The following is a 25,701-nucleotide window of genomic DNA, read 5'->3' on the forward strand; positions in this document are numbered from 1 at the left end:
TCCGACCATACCCTATTGCGGAGGTTGCCAAATATGAGGTAGCAACTCATCAATATCCTTATCTTTATGGGTAGGCAGACGTTTAAGCACATCAGACAAGTAGGCATAAACATCCAACCCATTCAAACGAGCCGACTGGATAAGCGACATAATCACCGCAGCACGCTGCCCACTTTTAAGCGATCCTGCGAATAACCAATTCTTACGCCCGAGCGCCCAAGGACGCATCTGATTCTCCGCCCAATTATTATCAATCGGCAAACTGCCATCCTCAAGATAACGTGTCAGAGCTTGCCACCGTTTTAAGCAATACTCGATTGCTTTGGTAATACTTGCGTTCTTGGTTGTGCCTAACCTTTTTTCCTGTAACCAATGATATAACGCTTTGGCAATCGGTTTTGCGTGTTGTTGCCTGATGGCGACTACCGTTGTAGCGACTCTAGGGCTTGGCGTCTCATTTTTCTCAAATAACGCATCAATCTGGCATTCAACCGCATACAGCTTTTGAAATAATGCCAACGCTTCATGAGCCACCAAACTCTGACCCTTGATATGAAGCTCATGGAATTTACGTCTTGCATGAGCCATACAGCCGACTTCGATAACCGCTTGCTTTTGATTAAACAAGCACTTATAGCCATTGTAATCATCGCAAATGAGCTGACCCTGCCACTTATCTAAAAAGGCTTTGGGGTGTTCATTTCGCCTACTTTCGGCAAAGTCATACACCACGGCTTTAAAACCACCATAGCTTTGACAATGTTGTGGGGTCAGATACGCCCAAACATAGCCTTGCTTTAACTTACCCTTATTGTTATTAAACTTTAAAATATTGACAGGGGTTTCATCGGCATGCAGAATCGGTTGGGTTAATAGTAATTCATGCAAGCGTTTCACCAGTGGCTCAAGGGCGACACCACAGCGTCCTACCCAGTCTGCCATTGTTGAGTCGGATAAATGCACGCCACTTCGCCCATAGATTAGGCTTTGACGGGATAGTGGCTGATGATCAGCAAATTTGCTAATGATGATGTGAGCTAGTAGCTCAGCGGTGGCAATGCTTTTAACGATGACCCCCGCAGGGACTTTGGCTTGAATTAGGCGGTGATTTTGGTTTTGGGTGTCGTCAATTGGCTGTTTGCTAAAAGATTGACGTTGGCAATGCTGACAAGCGTATTTGGGATAGATGTGGCGTTCACGGTAAAAGCAAGCAGGGATAAGTCCGAGTTTGTCTTGTACGTCTTCGCCAATTTGTTTCATTTGACAGCCACAACCACAAGTGATTGATTCAGGCTCATGAATGATGGTTAGGACTTCTAGGTTATCAGGGATGACAATACGCCGCTCGCGTTTGGGTTTCGCTGGTTTGTTGTCATCTGAGTTTGTGTCGGTTTGCTTACTTTCACTTTGGGTGATAAGCATTTGGCTATCTGTATTGACCGATTCGTTTGTCGATGCAGTATGGCTGTCGTTATCAAGCTCGGCTTGAGCATTGTCTTTAATTTGTTCAAGGGCAGATAGGTCTTCTAGAGCAGATTCTTTGCCCAAATGGTCTTGTTTGGGCGTTAATGCTTCGTTCTTTTGTCCAAATAGTTGGTGAATGAGCAGTTTTTGTTTTTCGATGAGATGTTCGATTTGAACCTGATAGGCTTTAAGCTGTTTTTCGTATTGTTGCTGCTGCTCTCGTAGACGCTGTTGATACGCATCTTGCTGCTGTTTTTGTTGTTGTTCAAGCAGGGCTATTTTAGCCAATAGTTCAGCGTAGCTAGGGTCGGTTAGGTCGGTTGGGCTGTGATCGGTCATGGCGCTATGCTGCCATAACCACTATAGCTTGTCAGCGAGTTGGTTGTGATAGTGGGAATTTTTTAATGTTATGATTCAGATGATGGGGGTGAGTATCTCTTTGCCTAAGTTGTGCCAAGCTAATCCGCTGATAAGGGCGTTAAATTGTTGTTGATTGATGGCAAACCCTGCGTTTTGGTTGGATTGGCTGTGATGTCGGATGAGACGTTCACTGAGTCCATGAAATTTGCTGTCATCTAGAGTTCGGCTACACAGCCAAACGCCTAGTCCGTCATGAATGAGCACTTTTAGCCGTGTGCCTGTTTTGTTGTAAAATAGGTAGGCACAGTGTGGTTTGATACCATGGTGTTTTTCTAGAATAAAGGCGAGTAGTTTGTTGCTGCCACTTCGCATGTCCATGGGTGTGGTGGATAGCCAGATTTGCTGTGGGTTGATAAGATTTGTCATTGTAGCCCCCGCAGTAGTTCAATAAGGCTATGGGTGTCAATTTGAGCAATGCTTAATTTTATGGGTAGCTCGTTATGCTTAGGAATTTGAAGCTGTATGCCTGTGAGGGTTGGGGCGAAGGCAGTTGCTTGCGGTGTTATTTCGTGCTTGGTTTTATGTTGCAGGATAACGGGTAAGAAAGCAGGCTCAGACCCATGATCAATGAGATTGGTTTCGATATTTGAGCTAGCTAATGGTTGAGATAAGGTTGCTGCGATTTTCTCGTCTCTGACAGATTTTATCCATTTCTGCAGTAAGTTTGGGTTGATGCCGTGACCTTGAGCGAGATTTGCTATCGAGCGTTCGCCTGTTAAGGCTTGTTCTACGAGATAGGCCTTGAGTTCTTTGCTGTATGTCCGTCGTTTTGGTTTGGTTGTGTTTGTCGGTGCCATTTTAGTGCCCACTTCATTTTTAGTGGGCACTATCTCGCATTTTTTAGGTTGCTACTAGATGGGATGGTCGGATGCTTACCTTAATTCTTTTAGTTTGTCGGGCTTTGCTTATCCCGAGTTCGGGTTAATTATAAATTTTGGGCAAACCGCCTCGCACTCCCAAGATGTTCCTTATGAAAGAGGGGGCGAGGAAATACCCCTTTAAAAAAGGGGTATTTGATTAAAGTTTATGGAATTATTACACCAAGTCTAGATTAATTATCAAGATTTAAAGGTAAGTTACGCCTTGATACTCAGTGCTAATGCGAGTGCCTGATGTCCCGTTTACAATGGCTTCGATGTTTTCTAGTGAGCCGATAACCGCAGTTTTGCCTGTGTTTTTGGCAAATTCGCAGGCGGCTTGGATTTTTGGCCCCATTGAGCCGTCAGGGAAGGTCATGCTAGCGAAGTCATCGGGATGGGCTTTACTAATTGCCTTTTGGCTTGGCTGTTTATAGTCGATATAAGCGGCATCCACGTCGGTGGCAATGACCAATAAATCCGCTTGTAACTCTTGCGCCAGTAAGGCGGAACAAAGGTCTTTATCAATCACCGCTTCTACGCCTGTCAGATGCCCGTCTCGGTCATAGTACACAGGAATACCGCCACCGCCTGCACACACCACGACTGTACCTTGGTCAAGTAGCCATTTAACAGGGCGAATCTCAAAGATACGTTTAGGGCGAGGGCTAGCGACCACACGGCGGAATTTATCGCCATCAGGCGCGATAGACCAGCCTTTGTCTTTGGCTAATTGCTCGGCTTCGGTTTTGTCGTACACAGGGCCAATGGGTTTAGTCGGATGTTGAAAAGCGGGGTCATCTTTATCCACTTCCACTTGGGTCAAAATCGTGGCAAGCGGGGTTTCTTGTGGTAGTAGGTTGCCCATTTCTTGCTCAATCATATAACCAATCATGCCTTCAGTTTCTGCACCAAGGACATCGAGTGGATAAGTTTCGACTTTGTCATAGGCTGCCCCTTGTAGAGCCAGCAAACCCACTTGCGGGCCATTGCCATGAGCGATGACTAGCTCGTTATTCGGTTGGATTTTGGCAATTTGGGTAGCAGCAATTCGGACATTTTCCCGTTGGTTGGTGGCACTTAACGCTTCACCACGTTTTAGCAAAGCGTTACCACCTAATGCAACTACGATACGCATAGGTTTTCCTTTTTATTTAAACTTTATAAAAATAGTTTGGTAGGGTGGGTTAGCGAAGCGTAACCCACCGCTAGGTTATATCATTTTCTGCAACGGTGGGTTACGCCCAAGAAGACCGGCTAACCCACCCTACGAGATTTTTAACCAAAAACTTAGAACCTATATTCACAACATCACGCAATTAAAATTGATTTGAAAAATTAGCAATAAAAGGTTGCTTTTGCATGAAAAATGGCTAAATCTGGCTTTTCTGCGTTAAAAACTTGTCTGATAGAATGACTATCATCCAAGTTTTTGCCTTAAAAAGCGGGCGATTTATCGCATTTTTCAACGCAAAGACGTTATGAATACAGGTTCTTAAAAATTACAACCCACCCAATGCTGATACCATCACCGCTTTGATGGTGTGCATACGGTTTTCGGCTTGTTCAAAGGCGATGTTGTAAGGTGATTCAAACACCTCTTCGGTGACTTCGATACCATTGGCAAGCTCTGGGTATTGGTCGGCGATTTGTTTGCCCACTTTGGTTTCGCTGTTGTGAAAGGCTGGTAAGCAGTGCATGAATTTGACCCGTGGGTTATTGGCGGCTTTCATCATGTCCATATTGACTTGATAAGGCATTAAGATGCCGATACGCTCACCCCATGATTCGATAGGCTCACCCATAGAGACCCACACGTCGGTATGGATAAAGTCCACGCCATCCACGGCTTTTTTGGGGTCGTCGGTGATGGTGATTCTCGCCCCGCTTTGCTCGGCAAACTCTTGGCACATTTTGACCAGTTCGTCGCTCGGTTGTAGTTCTTTCGGAGCGGCGATACGCACGTCCATACCCAATTTTGCCCCGACCAATAGCAGTGAGTTGCCCATATTGTTGCGGGCATCGCCTAGGTAGGCGTAGCTAATGTCGTGCAGCGGTTTATCGCTATGCTCGAGCATGGTCAGTACGTCAGCCAGCATTTGGGTTGGGTGAAATTCGTCGGTTAAGCCGTTAAAAATCGGTACACCTGCGTATTTATCAAGGTCGAGCACCAACTCTTGGCGAAAGCCACGGTATTCGATGGCATCATACATCCGTCCTAATACCCGTGCGGTGTCTTTCATCGACTCTTTATGCCCGATTTGCGACGAGGTTGGGTCAATATAAGTAACGTTTGCCCCTTGGTCATACGCTGCCACTTCAAAGGCACAACGGGTACGGGTTGAGGTTTTTTCAAAGATAAGGGCGATATTTTTACCTTTTAAGCGTTGTTGCTCGGTGCCGCTGTATTTAGCACGTTTTAGGTCACGCGATAAATCCAGCAAAAAGCGTAAATCACGGGTTGAATGATGGACAAGGCTTAATAGGCTATGGTTATGTAAGTTAAAAGACATGGTAGTTTCCTTTTGTAATTGGTCAAAATATTGGTTAGTAGGGTGGGTCAGCCATCAGTAGCGGCGTATTGCATACGCCCTAAAGTTTGTTCGTAAATCAAATTAATAACTGAAGTTACGCAGCCCTTTAAAAAAGCGCTATCATAACAAAAAAAGCAGTCAGCGAGAGTAAACAAATGAACAAAGACATGATAGAACTCTACAGCGACTACCTCATCGCAAGTTTTGGGCAAACCACCGCCACAGGACTTGCCAATCTACTACAAGGGAGCATCTACCATGACAGCATCACCCGCTTTCTAAACAGTGAAACACTCGCCGCCAAAGAACAATGGCAACTGATTAAACCCATGCTAAGACAGCATGAAAATGCCACACCCAATGCCATCGGCTATCTCATCTTTGACGACACCATACAGCCCAAACCGCACACAAGCGTCGACGACATCAACTGCTGGCACTACGACCATACCCAAAACAAAAATGTTAAAGGCATTAACCTGCTTAACTGTCTGTATCATCGCAAAGATATCGACATACCCTTAAGCTTTGACATCATCACCAAACCCAATGTCTTTACCGATGACAAAGGCAAGGTTAAACGTAAAAGCGATAAAACCAAAAATCAGCGACTGCTTGATATGTTTGATAGTGCAATCAAAAACCAAGTCAAATTCGACTATGTATTAGCCGATTCTTGGTTTTCAGCCAAAGCGACATTCAAACATATTCGTAAAGCTAACAAGCATTTCATCTTTGCGTTAAAGTCAAATCGCTTAGTGGCTTTAACCCCGGATGATAGAGAAAAAGGTAACTTTGTACGTATTGATGAATCTAATCTACCCGATAATACCCCTGTTCACGGCTTTTTAAATGACTATCATGATGAAGTCTTGTTATTACGCTAAGTTTACAAACAAGGACGATAGTATAGGGGTGTTATATTTGGTATGCTCAGATTTGCAATGCGACAAAGATAAATTCATCAACGGCTATCAAAAACGATGGCAGGTTGAAGTGTATCATAAGTCGTTAAAGCAAAATGCCAATTTGGGTAAGTCGCCTGCTCATAGCCAAAGGGCTCGGTTTAATCATATGTTTTTAGCCACGTATGCGGTGTTTAAGCTTGAGTGTTTGAAAATCAAAACCAAGTTAAATCATTTCGCTTTGCGTACAAAGTTACTAATTTCTGCTAATCAGTCGGCTTTTGCCCAGCTTAAGGCTATTAGCGGTGCGTAACTTCAGTTAATAATCCAGCGCTTCACGGATAATCGGGCAAGTCATACAGTGACCGCCGCCACGACCACGCCCCAGTTCTGATGAGCTGATGGTGATGACTTCGACACCCGCTTTACGCAGTAAGGTATTGGTGTAAGTATTGCGGTCATAGCCCACGACCACGCCTGGCTCAAGGGCAAATACATTGTTACCGTCATCCCATTGCTCACGCTCGACGGCATAATTATCCCCGCCCGTTTGCACGATACGCAGTTGTTTTAGCCCCAAGGCTTCAGCGACCACATCGACAAATTTTTTGTCTTCTTTACGCACGTCTAAGCCTGTTGCGTTATCGCTTGGGCGGAGGCTAAAGGCGGTAATATTATCCACCACTTCAGGGAAAATATTGACCAAATCACGGTCACAGAAAGTAAAGACCGTATCGAGGTGCATGGCGGAGCGAGTTTTTGGCAATACTGCCACAATCACCCGTTCGGCGGCTTTATTTTTAAATAAATTTAAGGCTAGTTGCTCAATCCCTTGGATAGACGAACGTTCACCCATCCCGACTAAGACCACGCCTTTACCGATAGGGAACACATCCCCGCCTTCAAGGGTCGCATCGCCAAAGTTTTGGTCAGGGTCGCCAAACCAGATTTTATAATCTTCATTGGCAAACAGCGGATGAAATTTATAAATAGCGGTGGTCAATAGGGTTTCTTGACGGCGAGCAGGCCAGTACATCGGATTAAGACTGACACCGCCATAAATCCAGCACGTGGTGTCACGGGTAAACATGGTATTGGGTAATGGTGGCAACGCAAAGCCCGCACGACCATGCGATACCGCCATCAAATCACGGCTACTACCTTGGAGTTCGGCAGGCAAATCCGCCACACTGACACCGCCAATCAAAAATTCGGCTTGTTTACGGGCATCTAATCCTTCAAACCAACTGCGTAACTCAGCCATAATGGTGAGTTCAACGCTATTTGGCGTGATTTTACGGTCAAGAATCCATGCCAAGGCTTCAGGCTGTTGCAAGGTTTCGGTGAGTAAGTCGTGCATTTCTAGCACTTCGACCCCACGGTCACGCATTTTGGTCTGAAAATCAAAATGGTCACGTTTGGCTTGGCTAACCCATAGTACGTCGTCGAATAATAAGCTGTCACAGTTATCAGGTGTTAAACGGGTGTGAGCCACGCCTGGTGAGCAGACCATCACACGGTGCAATTTGCCGACTTCTGAATACACGCCTAATTTATGTTGTTGTTTCATTGTGATACCCCTTAAAGAGTGGTTGGTTAAAAAATAGGTTAAAGTTTTAATGTTAAGTTACAGCGTTAATTTTCCTGTGGCTAACCCAATAGCAGCGACAATCGCCCCAATCACGGCTAACGCAAAGATGATTTTTTCAACATTGGTAAACACTTGCTTGTTATTCTCACGGCGAGCCAAGTAATACACAATTGCCCCAGGGGCATACAGCAAGGCAGACAACAATAGATACTTCGCCCCCGCCGCATACAATAGCCAGACGCTATAAATCGTGGCGATAATGGCAATCACTAAATCACGGTTTTTTTGCCCTGCTTGCCCCTCATAGCCTTCGCCCGAGATTGCCAACTTGACCGCATACGCCGTGGCAAAGAAATACGGCATTAAAATCATCGAGGTGGCAAGGTACAATAACTGCTGATACGAGCTACTGGAAAATAAGGTAATCAATAAAAATAACTGAATCGCCCCATTGGATACCCATAACGCATTGGCAGGTACACCGTTTTTATTTTCTTTATAAAACAAGTTTGGCATGGTATGGTCTTTGGCTGCCGAATGCAGAATCTCACCGCACAATAATGTCCAAGAAAGCAACGCACCGACCAACGAAATAATCAAACCCATCGAAACAAAAGCCGCCCCCCATTTGCCCACCACCTGTTCAAGGACATACGCCATTGACGGATTTTTTAGGGCGGCAAGTTCGGGCTGTTTCATCACCCCAAGCGATAGCACATTCACCAATACCAACAGTGCCAACACACCCAAGAAACCTAGTACCGTGGCTTTACCCACATCGCTGCGTTTTTCGGCTCGAGCTGAGTACACACTTGCCCCCTCAATCCCGATAAATACCCACACCGTCACCAACATCATGCTTTTGACTTGGTTCGTCACACTACCCAGATTAGGGTTTGCGGTTCCCCAAAAATCATTGGTAAAAATATCAGCTTTAAACGCCAGACCGACCAACACAATAAAGGTCAATAACGGCACGACTTTGGCAATCGTGGTAATTAAATTAATAAATGCCGCCTCTTTAATCCCTCGCAGTACCAAAAAATGGGTCAGCCATAATAAAATCGAGGCACAAAGGATGGCAGGTAGCGTGTTACCTTCACCGAACACAGGGAAAAAATAACCGAGCGTACCAAACAGCAATACCAAATAACTCACATTGCCAATCCACGCACTAATCCAATACCCCCATGCCGAGGAAAAACCCAAATAATTCCCAAAGCCCGCTTTGGCGTAGGCATATACCCCATTATCAAGGTCGGGCTTATGATTGGCGAGGTTTTGGAACACAAAGGCAAGCATCAGCATACCCACTGCCGTAATCGCCCAACCTATCAAAATCGCCCCTGCCCCTGCTCCACTTGCCATATTCTGCGGTATTGAGAAAATCCCACCGCCTATCATCGAGCCGACGACCAGAGCAATTAATGCCCCTAGTTTAAGTTTATTATTGTCGGACATGTTATCCTCCTAAAAAACTAGGTTAAAAAATACTTAATAGGATATGTAAAAATTTTTCAACACATTACGTGATAAATATGTCAATTCTATTAAATCCATACTATTTTTGCGGCATTATAATAAGTTGAAAAGTTACGGTTAAATTAACCTATATAACTTATTGTATGCTTGTATAACCTATGGTTAAAATGGGTATAAAAATTAGTTATAAAAAAAGATTTTAAGTGATTAATCCGTCATACATAAGAGTTTTAGTCGGATATGTGATGACAAAATTCTTCAGCATTGGGCAAATAAGCTGGGTTAAAAAAGTGCTACAATAGTGAGAAGGTTATTTTTTAATCACTAAATTAATCATTGAATATAGGAGAAACTGTAATGATGTTTTTTGAAATGGATGAGGGCGAGGTGAGCTTAGCGGACATTAAACGTATCGCTAAACATTTGTTAGATAAAAAATATGTACTCAGTCATATCACGCCTGAGCAGTATCAAGCGCTAGCATATATTATCACCCCGACCCTTGCCCCAGACCATAACGAAGCGGCTATTCGAGAGTGTTGGCAACATTTATTTGATAGCTTTAGTATCAAAGATAGTAAGGACAATGTGCTAAAGTTCTATCAAGATAAACAGACAGGAAGGATTTATTTTGGTGATGAAGCAGGTTGGAAAGAAGCTCAAATATTTGAACACAATGAGAAAAATTTTACTCAATTGAAATACTGTAGAGGTCTTTAGAGATTATATGTAAGCCCCCGACCATCCCATCTAGCACCATACTAAAAAATGCGAGATAGTGCCCACTAAAAATGAACCGCACCCCGAAAGTTGGACACCTTTTTTAACGATTTTTGAAATATTTATTCCTATATTGGATAGGAGATAAACCGTCTAGTTTGACCTTGATTCGGTCATTGTTGTAATAATCAATATACTCCTTGATTGTAATTTCTAGGTCTTTAACTGAAGCAAACTCTTGTCGATGAAAACATTCAGACTTAAGCGTACCAAAGAAACTTTCGACACAAGCATTATCCCAGCAATTCCGAGACTGTAAAATATTTTGTGTAAATCGTACAATCGGCAATTAGGAAGTGTTCAAAAAACGGTGGTTTTTTAGACATTTCATTTTGGGCAAAAAATAAGGGCTTTTAGCCCCCAGCCTTGTATAGCAAGTCGTCAATCAAACAAATGCCAACTATTCTTCACAGCAAAAGTTTTTAATGAGCAACGCGCAGTAGCACTTGGGGTTCAACTTTTGCAATTTTCAGCAGAACGCTAGCTGCTTTTGATGGATAGCGTTTCCCTTGCTCCCAAGCTTGTAAGGTTCGAACTGACACACCTAGAATTTCAGCAAATTCTCGTTGTGATAGTCCCACATTCTGTCTGGCTTCAATGGCTTCGTTAACAATAGGTTGCTCACGTACCACACCTTGCCCAGCTTTAACTTGTCGAACACTTTCAAGCAATAATGCCCCGAGCTCATCCCCGGTAAACTCATGGTTAGCCAAGTTAATGCTATCTAAGTCTTTCATTCTTTTTATTGCCATGTGTCTAACTCCTTTACCAAGTCTTTTAGTATATGCGCAGGAATATTTTCGGTTTTCGCCTTGGCATAAACCAATAGCATAAAGATTTTACCGTTTTCTAAGCGATTATAATAAATCACTCTAACACCACCGCTTTTACCACCACCTTGCCTAGCAAAACGCACTTTACGAACACCGCCACTTTTAGGAACAACATCACCAATATCAGGATTTTGGCTAATCATGGTATGGAGTTCGCCCTGTTCTTCTTTGGTTAATAGGCTATCAACCATTTTTATATACAAAGGCGTTTCAACAATGGTAAACATAAATAATCTCACATACTACATTGTCGTAGTATAACAGATTATTCATTTAAGATTAACCTCAAAATTTAAATGCTATAGGCTTAAAAAAACAGGTAATGCGAAGGCTATTCATAACTTAGCAAATCTACACCTGCCTTCTTTAACTCCCCTTTCGCTGTTACATAATGGTACAGCGTACTGCTCGGGATATCGCCCAGCTCCTTACAAATCGCTGGAATGCTTTTGGTCTGGTCAGCCATTAAATGCTGGGCATAGCGCAGTTTCTCTGCGGTCATAATTCTAGGGCGTCCGCCCTTACGTCCTCGAGCCCTTGCAGCAGCAATTCCTTCTTTTACTCGTTGACGAATAATATTGCGCTCCATCTCGGCAAACGCCGCTTGAATTTGTAAAAACGCCCGACCTGCAGGTGTTGTGGTATCCATCGGCGAGTTAATCGCTTTAAAGCCAATGCCATTTTCAGCCAGTTCATCAATCAACTTTATCAAATCACTGGCTAACCGCCCTAACCTATCCAAATCCAAAACAACCAACACATCGCCTTTTCTCAAATAGTTTAGACAATCATCCAAGCCTTTACGTTGGGAATTACTGCCCGATGCTTTGTCTTCAAAAATCCGCTCACAGCCGATTTCTTTTAACGCATCGACTTGACGGTCAAGGAGTTGTTTCCCTTCAGAAGTTGACACTCGGGCATAACCGATTAAACTCATGGTAAAATTCTCACGATAAATGATAATTAGCATATCTTATCATAATTAGATTTATTTGGCTTTATCGTGAAATAAATAGAATAAAAAAGCGCCGAATTGGCGCTGATTTACAAAATCACGAAAAACAATAGGTTGTCGGGATTCAAGATTTCTTTGTTAAACACTCGACATCTGTAAAAATAACAAAACTTCTCTAGAGTTTATCGTTTATCGATATATAATATATAAAAATTTGGATTTTTTTTATGATTGTTAATTTTGCATGTGATAAAACTCAAACACTTTTTACAACAGGCAATACACGCCATTTCTCTTCAATTAAAAAAGTTGCTGAAAGAAAATTATTGCAATTAGATAATGCGATTACTTTAGAAGACTTGCGTTCTCCGCCAGGTAATCACCTTGAAGCCCTATTTGGCGACAGAGAAGGTCAGCATAGTATTCGAATCAATGATCAATGGCGGATCTGCTTTATATGGACACAAGAAGGTCCGACAGAAGTAGAAATTGTAGATTACCATCGATAGTTAGGAGAGATTATATGAAAAATGGTATGAGACCCATTCATCCAGGTGAAATTTTGCGAGAAGATTATCTTGCACCGCTAGAAATGAGCGCCAATGCTTTAGCGAAGGCAATCGGCGTCACCCCTGCCCGTATTAATGAAATCGTGCGCGAGGAACGTGGTATTACAGCTGATACGGCACTACGCCTTGCTAAATATTTTGGGGGTAATGCTAAGTTTTGGCTAAACTTACAAACCACTTACGAGCTACGACTAGCTGAGACCCAAGATACGCATTTTTTAGATGAGATTATGCCATTAGCTTTCAGCTAAATAGAAAACGCTATCTTAAAGTCGATACGATGTATTATATTAAAAATCCGAGACATGTCTCGGATTTTTAGGATTTTGAACGAATTCGTCACTGTAGCTCATATATTTGGATTTATTGATTGCCATCTTCATGTCCATTTAAATTTTGCAATGGACATTAGGCTAGTTTAATTGGGGGGTAAGGTAGCTGGGATGGATGATTTTTTAATAAAAATCACTAAGATTATCATAGTGTAGGTAATGTAAAATTTTTAGCTTAGGCTAATTTTCTTAAATTTACCCCTCTGATCTATCAAATATTACAGTATGAGTGTCTTTATCATGCACTTTATATATCAGATTTTTCAACGTAATCTTTTAAAATACTGTGGATTTTTTCATTAACGCTCAGTTCTTCCTTATCAGCTAGTGTTTTAATTGCTGAATGCAAAGATGGTTGCATTAATAGTTGCATACGTTTGCTTTTGACTTCAATAAACTCAGGATTGCGTTTCATTGGCACATCAAACTCATTTTTTTGCTGTTTGCTTAAGAGTATATCTTCTTGAGAAACATTCCTAGTTTCTAATTCCTGGTCTTCGACCTGCTCGTTCTCAAGTATTGGGCTACTGATAAATGACATAGCTGGATTTGCATGGCTAAAACTTTTTTTAGTAGACATCATTGAATCTCCTGCCAAATTTCCTGAAATAAATTATCATAATCTTGAGTCGCATTGCCTTTTGCGTCATAAGAAAAAATGTCTTTTCTTAGTGCTTGGGCTTCCTTAATAGCAATTGCTTCACGAATATTTTGTGTGTATGTTTTTGTATATATACTTTTAGCTGTATCTTCTATAACTTGCTGTAAATCACGACTTAAGATATTACGATTACTATAGCGAGTTAAAACAATCCCTAAAACCTGTAAATCCTTATTGGTATAACGTTTGATTGCATCAATCGTTTGTCCAAGTTGAGTTATTCCCTGGACACTAAAAATATCTGCCTGCGCAGGAATTAAGGCAAAATTACTAGCTGTGAGAGCATTAATAGTTAAAATATTTAAACTTGGTGGAGTATCGATCACTATGTAATCATATTCTTTTAATTCAGTTAATGCTTCTCTTAGACGATATTCCCTACCTGTCATTGTCAGCATAGATTCAACATTAGCCAACATAGGGCTAGAGGCAATAATTTGATAACGCGATGGTGTGATTTGAATCGCTTGTTTATCTAATTTTGCATTAATTAATAAGCCTAGTGCATTATTTTCGCTATGGCTGGCATTCGTTGCGTAAGTTAAATTACCTTGTTGGTCTAAATCGATGAATAATACTTTTTTACTTTGTTTACTCTGCAACCAGGCACCTAAAGCATGTGCGGTGGTAGTTTTTCCAACACCACCTTTTTGATTAATTACTGTAATAATTTTTTGCATACTGATAAACCTATACTTATTTATATATACACATAATTGTATATGTATAAATTTATATATTCAATATTTTTTTTGAATTTTATTCAATTGCCATTATCCTTTTAAAATAACTACGAAATCTGATATCTGTATGAGCCGATCTTTTGTCATTCTCTTTGTCAAACATCTTCAAAAATACAGGTACTTCCGTAGCAATTAAGTTTCTCACCCTATCTAAAACTTCTATTTGAAAACCTAGATCGAGACTTTCAAATAACTGCACAAATTGCTTGCTTTCTTGTTCTTTTCTCAATACTTCTTGTTGTTTTTCCAATTTTGATAATCGGTCCGCTTCGAGTTTCTTCTTAACTTCTTCTGCCTGTTTTTGATATTCCTGCTGTTGAGCATCAACTTCTAATAACCCCCAACGCTCATTAATGGCTTTTTTATAAATATTGCGTTTGTGCGTTTCATCATCTATTTGATTTTTGGCAATATATCTATCTGCCGTTGCTTTAACAGTTTGGCGTTCAGTTTCAGATAGGCTTTCAAATAAATTAACATTACTGGCTTTGGCAAAAAATTCTGTGGATTGAACAGGGTTTTCAGTCACCATTTGTTCTTCAATGACGATATTGAAATGGGTAATAGCTCGCCCCAGTTTTTCTTGTTCTAATATCAATTTAAATTCACCCTGCTCGTTCACTTGATTAATAGCGGGTTGCAATACTCTTCGCTTAAATTCTGCCACATTGGGATATTTGGCAAATACGCCGAATAAAATCTTCCATTCATCCACTTGCTTTCGACAGTTTCCCACTTTTCGCCATTTGCATACAAGTTCGTAAAGCCGTTTGGCAGGGGTAGTGTTAAGTTCTATCGTATTGGCGTAATCATATTGCGTATAGTCTAGAGCGTCAGGATTGGTCGCATTTTTGATTAGATGGAGAATATCATCACTAAACTTCAAATAGATGAAGGAGCCTGTATCACTATAACCTATTTTTTGCACCAAACGAATGTGTAATTTCATCTTACTGAACTTACCATGCTTAGGTTTTGATGCCAAAATCGAATCAGAAAAAAAGCTAATCTCCGTTAGATTAGGCGGAATCTCAGGCACAACTTCACCATTAGAAAAATCATAATAGGCATCACAAATAATCTTGGTTTCTTCAAGTTCTAGCACAGCTCTTTTCAGAACTTTATACGCATCATCCAATGATACTTTGTGAATATTGGCGTATTCCTGGGCAGAAATAACTACTTCACCATTCCATAAATCAGACGACATATTGGTTTGACGAGCTTTAGTCATTGCAATCGTCATAATATTATTGGGTACAGGGGACAAGTCGTAACTTGATTCAACTAAGGTATTATGTTTAACAATTGAAAAATCAGCAGTTTCTAGCTTTTTATCAAAAAATTTTTCCATGCTTATATTCTCTACAAAGGTTTCTTCCAATTTAGAAGAAATCATACGTTTTTCTAATTATGGAATCAATACATAAATGTATTTAGTACATAAATTAAGAAGAGTTGTACATATATTAAATATATTTAAAATCAATTATTTAAGCTATATATGGATTGAGTACATAGAACTAGAAGAGTTGTACACTTATGCGATAAATCATAAGAAGAGTTGTACATCTATACAAGAAGAGTTGTACATCTATACAAGAAGACTTGTACATATAAACTAGAAGAGTTGTACATGTATTGGCTCGAAAAGCCTTGCTACATAAGGCGTTGAGAGCTCCTACAATATATATAATATTACAATTATTACAATAAAGACTTTTTTTGAAAAAAAAATTTAAGAATAAATGTTTATTAAATAAGATTTGTAATGTCGTTAATTTCATGGCGTAATCACTAAACTTTTAGTTACCAATAAAGTAATCTATTGAATAGCATTTACTGATTGATTCTAAAGCATATAGGCTTATAAATCGAAAAAAGGTATATAGGGTAGCATGTATCTATAAAAATAGCTCTAAAGCGTTCCTATGAGCATTTAGAGCTATGTATTGTAGCCAGAGTGAATTAATCAATTAAAGACTACCACCAACACCTTTAAATTTTTCCACAAAGTTGGCTATTTTTTGGAAAACAGTTTGCTTCTTAGTAAGGTATTCAGGGTTTAATGGACTCATTTTGGGTAAGATATCATTAAGTTCAGTACCATTCTCACTGGCATATTCACGTTTGAGTGATGTTAAGATATAGCGTTTTGCTGAGTCTGCATTAAGATTTTCATCATCAATAAGAAATTGGGCTTCTTTTTGCTGTGCGGCTTGGGCAAATTTAAAAAATTCGTCGATGATGTTAGCTTTGTCTTTGATAGTGTCTAAATTGGTCTGGTTAATGAAGTCTACGACTAGGCTTTCTTTAGCACGGTTACCAATATTGGCTCGAATAACACGGCGTATTTCTTCCACCAATTCGGCTTTACTTTTAACTTTTTTGTTATGTTCAAAGATTAACTCAAGAATGTAGTCTAGATTGATTTCCTGAGATTTGAGCAAATCGACCTCAAAGACTACGTCATCCCAATCAATAGTGGCTTTATTCTGGTTATCAGCGTCTTTTTGCCGACGAATCCAATCTCGAATGTCGTTATAACTGGAGCGATAATCTTGAATAAGCCTTGCTGATGGTATTTCGATAGATTGCATGGTCTGAATATCATCATCGGTAAGATAGTAAGTTTGTTTGAACGTTTCGACGGCTTCGGCATCGTTGATATCTAGCGTTTGCAGGGCTTGCAGTCCCGCAAATTCGTCATAGTTTTGCAGGATATTATCGGCTCGTAGGTATTCACCGAATAGCTTGGCAAAGTCTCTTTTATCTTTTTCGGTAACGATATTATCAGGGTCTGGGAAACGCTGTTGAAGCTCGGCGACTACGTCAAGGTAACCACGGCAGGCTTCTCCTGTACTTGCATCGGTATAGCCCTGCATATATTCGTCATAGCTCTTTTCAAGGACAACGTTTTTGGTATTTTTATCGCCAAACAGGGTAATAGCGTCGATGGTCGCCTGCTCTAGGTCACGGAAGGTCACGATATTACCAAAGGTTTTGGTGGCATCATAAATGCGATTGGTACGAGAATAGGCTTGTATTAGCCCATGATAGCGTAAGTTTTTATCGACAAACAGCGTGTTTAGGGTCGGAGCATCAAAGCCTGTCAGAAACATCCCAACCACGATTAACAAATCAATTTTTTCTGCTTCTGGTAATGGTCTATTGTCGCTATCCTTGCCCTTGACTCGTTTGGATAGGTCTTTGTAGTAATTTTCAAAGGATTTGCTTTCGGTGCTATAGTTGGTTTTAAACTGGGCGTTATAGTCGCTGATGGCTAAATCGAGAAATTCTTTGGCAGTAGCATCCAACGCACTGGGTTCAAACGTTTCATCAATAATATCCCCCACTGCCGTTTGTTCTTCGTTCGCTGTGTAAGAAAAGATAGTGGCAACCTTTAAAGGACGTTCTAAGCCCCCTTTTACGCCATTATAGAGCTGTTTTAGGGCTTCGTAATACAATTTGGCACTATCGACACTACTGACGGCAAACATGGCGTTAAAGCCCTTATTTGACGCATTTAGGCGATGGGTCTTTTGCTTGAAGTTGTTTAGAATATATTGGGCAATTTGTTTGATGCGTTCTGGGTGTTGCAACGCCTGTTTATTTTCGGCAGCGGTGAGTTTTTCAAGATCTTTTTCTTTTTCGATGGCTTTAAACTGTGGACGTACATCGTTGTAATCGACTTTGAATTTTAACACTTTCTCATCCCGAATCGCATCGGTAATCACATATGAATGTAGTTCACGTCCAAAGACACTTGCCGTGGTTTCTGAGCCTAACGCATTTTCTGGAAAAATCGGTGTTCCTGTAAAGCCAAACTGATAAAACTTCTTAAATTTACGCTTCAGGTTTTTTTGGGCTTCGCCAAACTGCGAGCGATGACATTCATCAAAGATAAAAACCACCTGCTTATCATAAATCGGCAATTTATCTTCGCTTTTCATCAGGTTGTTAAGTTTTTGGATGGTCGTGACCACGATTTTATTATCATCGCTTGCCAAGTTTTCTTTGAGTTTGGCGGTGCTGGTCGAGCCGTTTACGCTATCGGGGCTAAAGCGTCGGTATTCTTTCATGGTTTGATAGTCCAAGTCTTTTCTATCAACCACGAAAAACACCTTGTCAATAAATGGCAATGCAGTAGCAAGCCGTGCCGCTTTAAAGCTGGTCAAGGTCTTGCCTGAGCCTGTGGTATGCCAGATATAACCGCCACTCTCGACCTTACTCCAGTTTTTGGCTTGAAACGAGCTGTTAATTTTCCATAAAATCCGCTCGGTGGCGGCGATTTGGTAGGGTCGCATTATCAGTAACGTATTACTGACATCAAACACGCTGTAATGCAAAAGCACATTGAGCAAGGTTTTTTTCTCAAAGAATGTGGCGGTAAAGTCCTTTAAATCTTTGATTAAGGTATTGTCCGACCTTGCCCAGTTCATGGTAAAGTCAAAGCTGTTTTTGTCCCGTTTGGTGGTGTTGGCAAAATAGCGGGTATCCGTGCCGTTTGAGATGACAAAAATTTGTAGATATTTATACAGTGATTCGTCTTTGTTAAAGCTTTCTTTGCTGTAGCGATGCACTTGGTTAAAGGCTTCACGAATCGCTACGCCCCGTTTTTTGAGTTCGATTTGTACCAATGGTAAGCCATTGACCAAGATGGTTACGTCATAGCGGTTGCGGTGTTTGCCTGTTTGGCTAAATTGTCCAATGACTTGTAGTGAATTGCGGGTGATATGGTCTTTGTCGAGTAGGTAGATGTTTTGCAGGCGACCGTCATCAAAGGTAAAATCGTGGATATGGTCATTGTGGATTTTGCGGGTTTTGTCGATAATGGTATCGCTTGGGCGGTCTAGGTAATCGGTCAAAAAGCGTTGCCATTCGCTATCGCTAAAGGTGAGATTGTTGAGTTTTTGCAGTTGTTCACAGGCGTTGGCTAATAGTTTGTCGTGGGTGGTGATGTCTTTGCGGTATTCATAACCTTGGTTGATAAGGTCGTCAATGAGTTCTTTTTCTAGGTCGGCTTCGGTCTGGTAACTTCCTGTCTGCTCGATTTTGGTGTATTTATCGAGAACGATAAAGTGATTGGTCTCAGCGATGGGTTTGTAATTCGTACTCATAGTGGTATCTTTATAGATGGCTAATTATATGTGTATGTATTAATGTGTATATATTTATAATATACAGTTAAATGTATAAATATATGAATATGCTAAAATCTTCTCAAGTTAGATATATGTTAAGCTACGTTTGTGCATAAATTTATGATTATAAATGTATAAATTTATCTAACTACTAATAAATATATAAATTTAACTGTATATGTTTATATGTATACTATGAGAATATAACTATTTGTGTGTATGTATTTATATGTATGCTATTTTAATTTTTAGGAAAATCAATTAGTTGCTCTCGGTAGTATTCGTATTGCTGCTTACGTAGGGTGATTTCTTTAGGTAAGCCTTCGGTGATAGAGTGGGTTAGGGCTTCAAATTTATCTAAAATATTTACAATTCTTTTTTGCTCATCAAGCGGTGGGACAGGGAAAGAGTATTTTAAAATTGCCTCTTTATTGCCTCGTGGCATTTTTGCACCTTTAGCATTTTGCATATTAAAATCAAAGAACTTATCATCTGCTAAAATTTGATACAGATATCTAGGCAAAATATTTTTATCTTTCAGATGAATAACTAAAACGTCGCCATTTGTTCCACCTATTTGATTTGCCTGCCAAATCTTTTTCAAATAAGGGCGGATATTGCCAATCAAAATATCATTTTCAAAATATGCTGTTAAATTTCCACTGGTAGGTAAGTAACTTGAATTGGTTTTACCCATTCTATTTTGCAAAAGATTATCCACCCCAATGTAATTTTTTTCATTAAGTTTATCAAATGATATACGAGATTTTGAATACTCGGTAACTTCACCCAAACTTTTCCAAATTATTTGATGATTTTGCTTGACATTATTCGCTAGACCTTCACATAATGCTGTCTGTTGCTGTCTGTTGCTGTCTGTTGCTGTCTGTTGCTGTCTGTTGCTGTCTGTTTCTATACCTGCCTCTGAAAACGACAGCAATTTATTACGGTAATATTGATATTGCTTTTCTCGCATGTTAAGCTCGGCTGTAAGCTCGGCTGTAAGCTCGGCTGTAACGGCTGTAAATGCGTCCAAAATTCGTACAATCTCGTCTTGCACATTAAGCGGTGGAATTGGAATTTCAAATTTTCTAAAACCATTCATATCTACAGAAGCAAAACTAGACATGGTAGTATTATTTCTGCACCATTCATCAAGTTTAAATAAATAATAATATAGAAAGTATATATTGAATCGATTAATGAAATCGTCTTTTAAAGATAAATTGGTAAAACGCTGATTAGCTAAATATGGCACAGTAATTAGAGCGTGTTCCCCAATCGTTGCAGAAGTTGCAATTATAAAAGAATTTTTTGGAAATAGTTTATTACCTTTTACAGCACTTTCAGATATTTGCTGTAGGGCTGAATCCAAAATATTACCATTTTCACGAATATCTTCCATTCTAAACCAAGGTATTGTGCCATTTGTCCAATAGGCTTCGTTTGATTTAGATGGCGTATAACCATTTCGCAAATGAAAAATTTGCTCAATAGTATGCCACTCAACATTTTGCCCTTTTAACAACTTATCCAAAATCGCACTCACGCCCCTGCCTCCGCCATTATTCTATCAATATCCGCAAAGGCATTTTCCAATCGCTCAATATGGTATAACTCATACATATCCACGATAAACTGCGTAATCCCTAACGATTCCCACATTGCCAACACCTTTTGAGCCGAAACCTGTCGATACTCCGCATAACGCTCTAACAAATAAATAAAAAATGCGTATTCCTTGCTCATACTTCATCCGCCCGTAAATACAGTGAATTGCGTGGATTGCCTGTCACTTGCTCGCTTTCCCACATATCAAAAATAATCAAGGGGCTTACCTTGTATAACTCAAGCTCTGGGTCTTGTAACATGGCATAGGTTTCAGAGCTGATAAACGCCTTAATCGCTTGCAATTCATCAAAACCGTATTTTTCAACGATATTTTGCACCACATGACGGTCAAAAAAATCTAATGTTCGGGCTGATACAGCGTTCATACGATTTTGCTCCCCTGATAAGTCAAATAGCCTAAGCTAATCTCACTACAAAACGCATATTGGTCAGTCAAATTCTGCGGTAATAAACGCCGAACCGCTTCTTCTTGGGTATATCTGCCATCCATATAATCATCAATGACAGGTAAAGTGGCATCATTAGCAACAGGACTAATCACGATATCAAAATCAAACAGTTTTAACGCTTTGCGATTATTAACGACAAATTCGAGCCAATCGGCATTGGCGTTGTCAAAGTGCATCAAATTTAAAGCAATCGCACGATCTTCATCAAAGGAATAAATATTGATAATGGCTTGTCCCTGTTGACGTCTTTTAAAAACCAGTTTTGCCCAGCGTTCCGCTTGAGCATAGCTACTGGTCAAATAAAATCCACAACCAAAATCTAAGGCTCGTAAATTGGGTAAAATCTTTGGCATATCGACAGCGACATTGCTACCGTGATAGAGTGTTATCATGCCTCAATCTCCGCCACAATTGCATCAATCTCTTTGCGTAACCTATCAATATTGGCAACCGTCTGGGCAAGTTCGGCATTTAATGTTTGAATATCAATCACTTCACGGGTGTCTTCCGCTTCCACATAGCTACTCACTGCCAAATTATAGTCATTTTCGGCAATCTGACGGTTTTCAACCGACTTGGCAAAATAGGGAATATCTGTTTTGCTGGCGAAAACATCGATAATCTGGGCAATATGGTCATCGGTTAGCGTGTTAGTATTGGTTTCTTTTTTAAACAGCTTACTGGCATCAATGAACTGAGTTTTATTATCGGCTTTATGTTTTGATAAAACTAGAATATTTACCGCAATCGACGTACCAAAAAACAAGTTGGGGGCAAGTGAAATCACCGTTTCGACAAAGTTGTTATCGACCAAGTATTGTCGGATTTTTTGTTCCGCACCGCCACGGTAGAAGATACCTGGGAAAGAGACAATCGCCGCCCGTCCTTTACTCGATAAATATGCCAAGGCGTGCAGAATAAAGGCAAAATCTGCCTTTGACTTAGGAGCCAGTACGCCCGCAGGGGCAAAACGCTCGTCATTAATTAGCGTTGGGTCATCGCTACCCACCCATTTGACAGAGTAGGGGGGATTCGACACAATGGCATCAAACGGCTTATCATCGCCAAAATGGGGCTCAAGCAAGGTATCGCCCAGCATCATATTGAACTTATCGTAATTGATATTATGCAAAAACATATTCATACGAGCCAGATTATAGGTCGTGTGATTGATTTCTTGCCCAAAAAATCCCTCTTCGATGATATGCTCATCAAATTGCTTTTTGGCTTGCAATAACAGCGATCCTGAACCCGCCGCAGGGTCATAAATCTTATTAACACTTGTCTGACCATGTAATGCCAGTTGAGCAATCAATTTAGAAACGTGTTGTGGGGTAAAAAATTCACCGCCTGATTTGCCTGCATTGGCAGCATAGTTAGAAATCAAAAATTCGTACGCATCACCAAACAAATCAATATGATTGTCTTCAAAATTACCAAAATCTAAATCTTCCACACCTTTTAGCACGGCCGCAAGGCGTTTATTTTTGTCTGCGACTGTATTGCCTAAACGGCTACTGGTGGTATCAAAATCACCAAATAACCCTTTAATATCAGGTTCGGAAGGGTAGCCTAGGGCAGACGCTTCAATATCTGAGAAAATATTGGCTAAATCCGTATTTAAACTGTCATTGGTGTTAGCATTTTTCGCCACATTGCTAAATAGCTGACTGGGATAAATAAAATAGCCTTTGGTCTTAATCGCATCATCTTTGATACTGGCTAAAATAGGACTGTCATCGGGGAAGGTGGCGTAATTGATGCTATCGTCACCCCCTTCGATATAACTCGCAAAATTCTCACTGATAAAGCGATAGAATAATGCCCCTAACACATACTGCTTAAAATCCCAACCATCGATGGAACCGCGCACATCATTAGCAATTTGCCAAATACGACGTTGCAGCTCTGCACGTTGCAAAATAGCGGTCATAATATATCCTAAAAATAAACATTAACTTGATGGCTGACTTTCAGCGACAGGCTTCTCGAAAATAAACACATCTTTGGGCTCGCAATCCAAATAAATGCACAACTTATCTAACGTCTCAAAATCAATCCGAGAGGATTCATTATTAAAAAGCCGATAAAGCGTTGTCCGATTTACACCCGAATCACGTTCCGCATCTGCAACACGGAGCCCACGTTGGGCAAAAAGCACAGGTAAATTCAACTTAATCATAGAAAAACCAAATAAATGACAAAAAATGCTTGACTTAGTTTTCTTTATGTTTTAATTTATTTCCTGTAGAGAAAACAAAATTAAATATAAAGAAAATTATATTTCCTTTTGATTTGCTATTATCGCATAGGAATGAATAATTTACCAAAAAATATCCCGAAAGGAGCACAAAAATGCACCCAAACCCCGTCATCCAACACCTCTATGACCAACTTGACCAAAGAAAAAGCCGCCAACAACAAATTAGTCTGCTAGTCAGCAAACTTATCAAAGAACAACATATTCAACTGGGCGATGGACTGTACATACATCTTGGCCAAACCAAACGCTGCAGCAATACCCAAGCCATTCAACAATGGATTCAGACCATTTATGACACCATTGACACGGGTGATTATCAAGAAACTTACCGAAAACTTGAGCACGAATTCTTAGCTTTAATGCCAGAACTACTATAACCCATCTTAACGATACTAAAGAAAGGAAGTACGCATGAATCTACACTACATCCAACAAAACAGCCTAAACCCGTTTGAATTTCAAATCTGCCAAGCTTATTATGAAAACCCTAACAAGCACACCACACCCTTGGCACACTTACAGCAACTGTGCAGCCAGTATCACATCACCTTGGATCAACTTGCTGCCATTACCCAAAAGGTTAAAGCCTATCACCCGCATACTTACTGTATGGCTTGCAATATCGCTCAGCGAATCACCGAACCTGACTATCGCAATAGCCAACATCTGCAACAACTTGACTATATCTGCGATGACTGCCAATCATTTATCCATGCGCCTAAACAATGCCAACATTTCGCCACTATTCATATGCTAACTAGCAAAGCAATCATTGATGATTTGCCATATTAAATAGGCAACTGAATTTATTTTTATTGAGCAAAAAGCCTTAAAAAAATTAGTAGGGTGGCATAATAAACTAAGCCATCCTAATACCATTGAAGATAGATTGTTCTAAACTAAATAACATAACCTTATTTAGGTTCAGGTATCCAACAACTAGCAGTACCTTTGCATCGACGGGTTATCCTTGAATAATTAATCATCAATCAAAACGATAAATCGATAAAATTAATCAGCTAAACATAAAAAAATTAATCTATAAAAACATCAATAAAAAAGAAAACAGTAACCTTCTAAAATCAAAAAAAACTAACAAAATGCCAAAAAAATACCACCGAAAAAAATCAACCTATAAATTTTTTTCAATAAAAATTCACTCAAAAATTTTAACTAATTCGAGAAAACCTAACAAAAAATATCAAAAAAATCGCTAAAAAAACTTTAATGCTGAAAAAATTCAAAATCAAAAAGTAAAAAAACAAAAGAAAATTATCAATAAAAAATATAGATTAATAAAAAAATTTATCGCTCTCTAACTAAAAAATACTATCAATCTTATAATTGAACACTAAATAATTAAACTAATTATCAACCAAATTGGTGGTTGAATTATTACCATAATTGATACCATTTTCTTCAACTATTTGATGATCTAACGGTGGTGTTTGATGTAAAGTAGATTGAATCTTGGTAGCATTTTTATCATCAACAGCCAACTGCTTACTATCAGTATCATCTTGCTTCGCCAATTTTTTTAAAATATTGATACGATTTTTTAAACGCTTTTTTTCCTCTTTAGTAGCATATTGATCTAAAAACTTCAAATAAGCTTCTGCTTTTTTAGGTTCGCTAATACTATCCACATAGCGCTTAGAAATCGTACCTAATGCTTCAGCTTCCTCTTTATTCATTAACTCTAATGCTTGAGAAATAGCCAACATCTCTTGGGCTAATTGCTCAGGGGTTTTCTTTAAATACTTGCTCATTATTACCTCACTTACTTAGCCAATTACTCAAAAATCTTAACATGCTTTGTCTGTAGCAGCAAGTTTAACCTTTACTGAAGCTATTGGCAGTGATAGAATCTAACAAAGTGACAAACAAGGCGCTAATGCTGACATAGCCAGCACATGCAAAGACACCAAATTTACTAACGTAAATTAGTTGACTCTGCGTTCTGGCAAAGGGGGCTTGCCCCCTTTTGAAACCCCAAGCCCCCAGTTATCGCCTCACAAAGTTGCGTTCAAACTGGGTGCTTATTGGGGAGACCCCAAACCCCCTTAAACCAAAATCAAGCCTTATAA

The 25,701-nt window shown here is 39.9% G+C and carries 29 protein-coding genes; 7 read left to right on the forward strand and 22 right to left on the reverse strand.

Features of this window, described 5'->3' with window-relative positions; translation table 11 throughout:
- Nucleotides 1-12 precede the first annotated feature (12 nt).
- The 5 genes from tnpC to RT422_RS11035 form a co-directional block, all read right to left on the reverse strand.
- The gene (gene tnpC, locus RT422_RS11015) at nucleotides 13-1,803 is read right to left on the reverse strand and encodes an IS66 family transposase (protein ID WP_313422276.1); all 1,791 of its coding nucleotides are present in this window, start codon (nucleotides 1,801-1,803) and stop codon (nucleotides 13-15) included.
- Nucleotides 1,804-1,878: 75 nt separating this feature from the next.
- Nucleotides 1,879-2,250, reverse strand: a complete 372-nt coding sequence (tnpB, locus tag RT422_RS11020) for an IS66 family insertion sequence element accessory protein TnpB (RefSeq protein ID WP_313422277.1) — start codon at nucleotides 2,248-2,250, stop codon at nucleotides 1,879-1,881.
- Nucleotides 2,247-2,681: a transposase gene (locus RT422_RS11025; RefSeq protein WP_313422279.1), complete on the reverse strand. Its 435-nt coding sequence runs from the start codon at nucleotides 2,679-2,681 to the stop codon at nucleotides 2,247-2,249. Before RT422_RS11025 ends, tnpB begins: the two co-directional genes overlap by 4 nt.
- Before the next feature lie 268 nt (nucleotides 2,682-2,949).
- Nucleotides 2,950-3,879: a carbamate kinase gene (gene arcC, locus RT422_RS11030; RefSeq protein WP_313422281.1), complete on the reverse strand. Its 930-nt coding sequence runs from the start codon at nucleotides 3,877-3,879 to the stop codon at nucleotides 2,950-2,952.
- Nucleotides 3,880-4,243: 364 nt separating this feature from the next.
- Nucleotides 4,244-5,254, reverse strand: coding sequence for an ornithine carbamoyltransferase (locus RT422_RS11035; protein WP_313422283.1), 1,011 nt, complete (start codon nucleotides 5,252-5,254; stop codon nucleotides 4,244-4,246).
- A gap of 188 nt (nucleotides 5,255-5,442) precedes the next feature.
- Between RT422_RS11035 and RT422_RS11040 the strand changes: the two genes are divergently transcribed.
- Nucleotides 5,443-6,162, forward strand: coding sequence for a transposase (locus RT422_RS11040; protein WP_313422285.1), 720 nt, complete (start codon nucleotides 5,443-5,445; stop codon nucleotides 6,160-6,162).
- Nucleotides 6,140-6,493: a transposase gene (locus RT422_RS12185; protein ID WP_409520127.1), complete on the forward strand. Its 354-nt coding sequence runs from the start codon at nucleotides 6,140-6,142 to the stop codon at nucleotides 6,491-6,493. Before RT422_RS11040 ends, RT422_RS12185 begins: the two co-directional genes overlap by 23 nt.
- A gap of 6 nt (nucleotides 6,494-6,499) precedes the next feature.
- On the opposite strand, the gene arcA is transcribed toward RT422_RS12185, so the two are convergent.
- Both arcA and arcD read right to left on the reverse strand, forming a co-directional pair.
- Nucleotides 6,500-7,750: an arginine deiminase gene (gene arcA, locus RT422_RS11045; protein WP_313422287.1), complete on the reverse strand. Its 1,251-nt coding sequence runs from the start codon at nucleotides 7,748-7,750 to the stop codon at nucleotides 6,500-6,502.
- A 57-nt stretch (nucleotides 7,751-7,807) separates the two neighbouring features.
- Nucleotides 7,808-9,232 (reverse strand): arginine-ornithine antiporter, encoded by a 1,425-nt coding sequence (arcD, locus tag RT422_RS11050; RefSeq protein WP_313422289.1) that lies wholly within the window; start codon nucleotides 9,230-9,232, stop codon nucleotides 7,808-7,810.
- Between the two features lie 378 nt (nucleotides 9,233-9,610).
- Here arcD and RT422_RS11055 point away from each other — a divergent pair, with 378 nt between their 5' ends.
- Complete coding sequence (locus RT422_RS11055) at nucleotides 9,611-9,973, forward strand: hypothetical protein (protein ID WP_313422290.1); 363 nt, start codon at nucleotides 9,611-9,613, stop codon at nucleotides 9,971-9,973.
- Nucleotides 9,974-10,076: 103 nt separating this feature from the next.
- Here RT422_RS11055 and RT422_RS11060 read toward each other — a convergent pair whose 3' ends face one another.
- The 4 genes from RT422_RS11060 to RT422_RS11075 form a co-directional block, all read right to left on the reverse strand.
- Entirely contained in the window at nucleotides 10,077-10,322 is a 246-nt protein-coding gene (locus tag RT422_RS11060) for an integrase core domain-containing protein (protein ID WP_072092988.1), read from the reverse strand.
- Between the two features lie 133 nt (nucleotides 10,323-10,455).
- On the reverse strand, nucleotides 10,456-10,785 hold the full coding sequence (locus RT422_RS11065) for a helix-turn-helix domain-containing protein (protein ID WP_313422292.1): 330 nt from the start codon (nucleotides 10,783-10,785) through the stop codon (nucleotides 10,456-10,458).
- On the reverse strand, nucleotides 10,776-11,093 hold the full coding sequence (locus tag RT422_RS11070; RefSeq protein ID WP_060995272.1) for a type II toxin-antitoxin system RelE/ParE family toxin: 318 nt from the start codon (nucleotides 11,091-11,093) through the stop codon (nucleotides 10,776-10,778). The genes RT422_RS11065 and RT422_RS11070 overlap by 10 nt, the downstream gene beginning before the upstream one ends.
- 104 nt (nucleotides 11,094-11,197) lie before the next feature.
- The gene (locus tag RT422_RS11075) at nucleotides 11,198-11,836 is read right to left on the reverse strand and encodes a recombinase family protein (protein ID WP_313422294.1); all 639 of its coding nucleotides are present in this window, start codon (nucleotides 11,834-11,836) and stop codon (nucleotides 11,198-11,200) included.
- A 212-nt stretch (nucleotides 11,837-12,048) separates the two neighbouring features.
- Here RT422_RS11075 and RT422_RS11080 point away from each other — a divergent pair, with 212 nt between their 5' ends.
- Together RT422_RS11080 and RT422_RS11085 are read left to right on the forward strand one after the other, a co-directional pair.
- A complete protein-coding gene (locus tag RT422_RS11080; RefSeq protein ID WP_312116725.1) occupies nucleotides 12,049-12,330 on the forward strand; it encodes a type II toxin-antitoxin system RelE/ParE family toxin in 282 nt (93 codons plus the stop codon).
- A 14-nt stretch (nucleotides 12,331-12,344) separates the two neighbouring features.
- Nucleotides 12,345-12,641: a HigA family addiction module antitoxin gene (locus RT422_RS11085; RefSeq protein WP_312116727.1), complete on the forward strand. Its 297-nt coding sequence runs from the start codon at nucleotides 12,345-12,347 to the stop codon at nucleotides 12,639-12,641.
- A 328-nt stretch (nucleotides 12,642-12,969) separates the two neighbouring features.
- Here the strand turns inward: RT422_RS11085 and RT422_RS11090 are convergent, their stop codons facing one another.
- The 10 genes from RT422_RS11090 to RT422_RS11135 all read right to left on the reverse strand — a co-directional run bounded on the left by RT422_RS11090 (nucleotide 12,970) and on the right by RT422_RS11135 (nucleotide 23,533).
- A complete protein-coding gene (locus RT422_RS11090) occupies nucleotides 12,970-13,305 on the reverse strand; it encodes a hypothetical protein (protein ID WP_312116729.1) in 336 nt (111 codons plus the stop codon).
- Nucleotides 13,302-14,063, reverse strand: a complete 762-nt coding sequence (locus tag RT422_RS11095; protein WP_312524381.1) for a ParA family protein — start codon at nucleotides 14,061-14,063, stop codon at nucleotides 13,302-13,304. The genes RT422_RS11090 and RT422_RS11095 overlap by 4 nt, the downstream gene beginning before the upstream one ends.
- A 79-nt stretch (nucleotides 14,064-14,142) precedes the next feature.
- Complete coding sequence (locus tag RT422_RS11100) at nucleotides 14,143-15,525, reverse strand: replication initiation protein (RefSeq protein WP_313078729.1); 1,383 nt, start codon at nucleotides 15,523-15,525, stop codon at nucleotides 14,143-14,145.
- 577 nt (nucleotides 15,526-16,102) lie between these two features.
- A complete protein-coding gene (locus RT422_RS11105; RefSeq protein ID WP_313422296.1) occupies nucleotides 16,103-19,246 on the reverse strand; it encodes a type I restriction endonuclease subunit R in 3,144 nt (1,047 codons plus the stop codon).
- Nucleotides 19,247-19,511: 265 nt separating this feature from the next.
- Entirely contained in the window at nucleotides 19,512-20,819 is a 1,308-nt protein-coding gene (locus tag RT422_RS11110; RefSeq protein WP_313422298.1) for a restriction endonuclease subunit S, read from the reverse strand.
- Nucleotides 20,816-21,019: a DUF3791 domain-containing protein gene (locus RT422_RS11115; RefSeq protein ID WP_101965077.1), complete on the reverse strand. Its 204-nt coding sequence runs from the start codon at nucleotides 21,017-21,019 to the stop codon at nucleotides 20,816-20,818. Before RT422_RS11115 ends, RT422_RS11110 begins: the two co-directional genes overlap by 4 nt.
- Nucleotides 21,016-21,267 carry a hypothetical protein gene (locus RT422_RS11120; protein ID WP_101965076.1) on the reverse strand — a complete coding sequence of 84 codons (252 nt, stop codon included), beginning with the start codon at nucleotides 21,265-21,267 and terminating at the stop codon, nucleotides 21,016-21,018. Before RT422_RS11120 ends, RT422_RS11115 begins: the two co-directional genes overlap by 4 nt.
- The gene (locus RT422_RS11125) at nucleotides 21,264-21,743 is read right to left on the reverse strand and encodes a DUF3990 domain-containing protein (RefSeq protein WP_313422300.1); all 480 of its coding nucleotides are present in this window, start codon (nucleotides 21,741-21,743) and stop codon (nucleotides 21,264-21,266) included. The genes RT422_RS11120 and RT422_RS11125 overlap by 4 nt, the downstream gene beginning before the upstream one ends.
- Nucleotides 21,740-23,284: a type I restriction-modification system subunit M gene (locus RT422_RS11130; RefSeq protein ID WP_313422302.1), complete on the reverse strand. Its 1,545-nt coding sequence runs from the start codon at nucleotides 23,282-23,284 to the stop codon at nucleotides 21,740-21,742. The genes RT422_RS11125 and RT422_RS11130 overlap by 4 nt, the downstream gene beginning before the upstream one ends.
- A gap of 21 nt (nucleotides 23,285-23,305) precedes the next feature.
- Entirely contained in the window at nucleotides 23,306-23,533 is a 228-nt protein-coding gene (locus RT422_RS11135; protein ID WP_062335103.1) for a helix-turn-helix domain-containing protein, read from the reverse strand.
- A gap of 173 nt (nucleotides 23,534-23,706) precedes the next feature.
- Between RT422_RS11135 and RT422_RS11140 the strand changes: the two genes are divergently transcribed.
- Nucleotides 23,707-23,991, forward strand: coding sequence for a hypothetical protein (locus RT422_RS11140; RefSeq protein ID WP_312524224.1), 285 nt, complete (start codon nucleotides 23,707-23,709; stop codon nucleotides 23,989-23,991).
- Nucleotides 23,992-24,025: 34 nt separating this feature from the next.
- Nucleotides 24,026-24,406, forward strand: a complete 381-nt coding sequence (locus tag RT422_RS11145; RefSeq protein ID WP_312116753.1) for a hypothetical protein — start codon at nucleotides 24,026-24,028, stop codon at nucleotides 24,404-24,406.
- 572 nt (nucleotides 24,407-24,978) lie between these two features.
- Here RT422_RS11145 and RT422_RS11150 read toward each other — a convergent pair.
- Nucleotides 24,979-25,383, reverse strand: coding sequence for a hypothetical protein (locus RT422_RS11150; protein ID WP_312116755.1), 405 nt, complete (start codon nucleotides 25,381-25,383; stop codon nucleotides 24,979-24,981).
- Nucleotides 25,384-25,701 lie beyond the last annotated feature (318 nt).

The sequence above is a fragment of the Moraxella sp. CTOTU49803 genome, from assembly GCF_032097965.1.
In the GTDB taxonomy this organism is placed as follows: domain Bacteria; phylum Pseudomonadota; class Gammaproteobacteria; order Pseudomonadales; family Moraxellaceae; genus Faucicola; species Faucicola tetraodonis.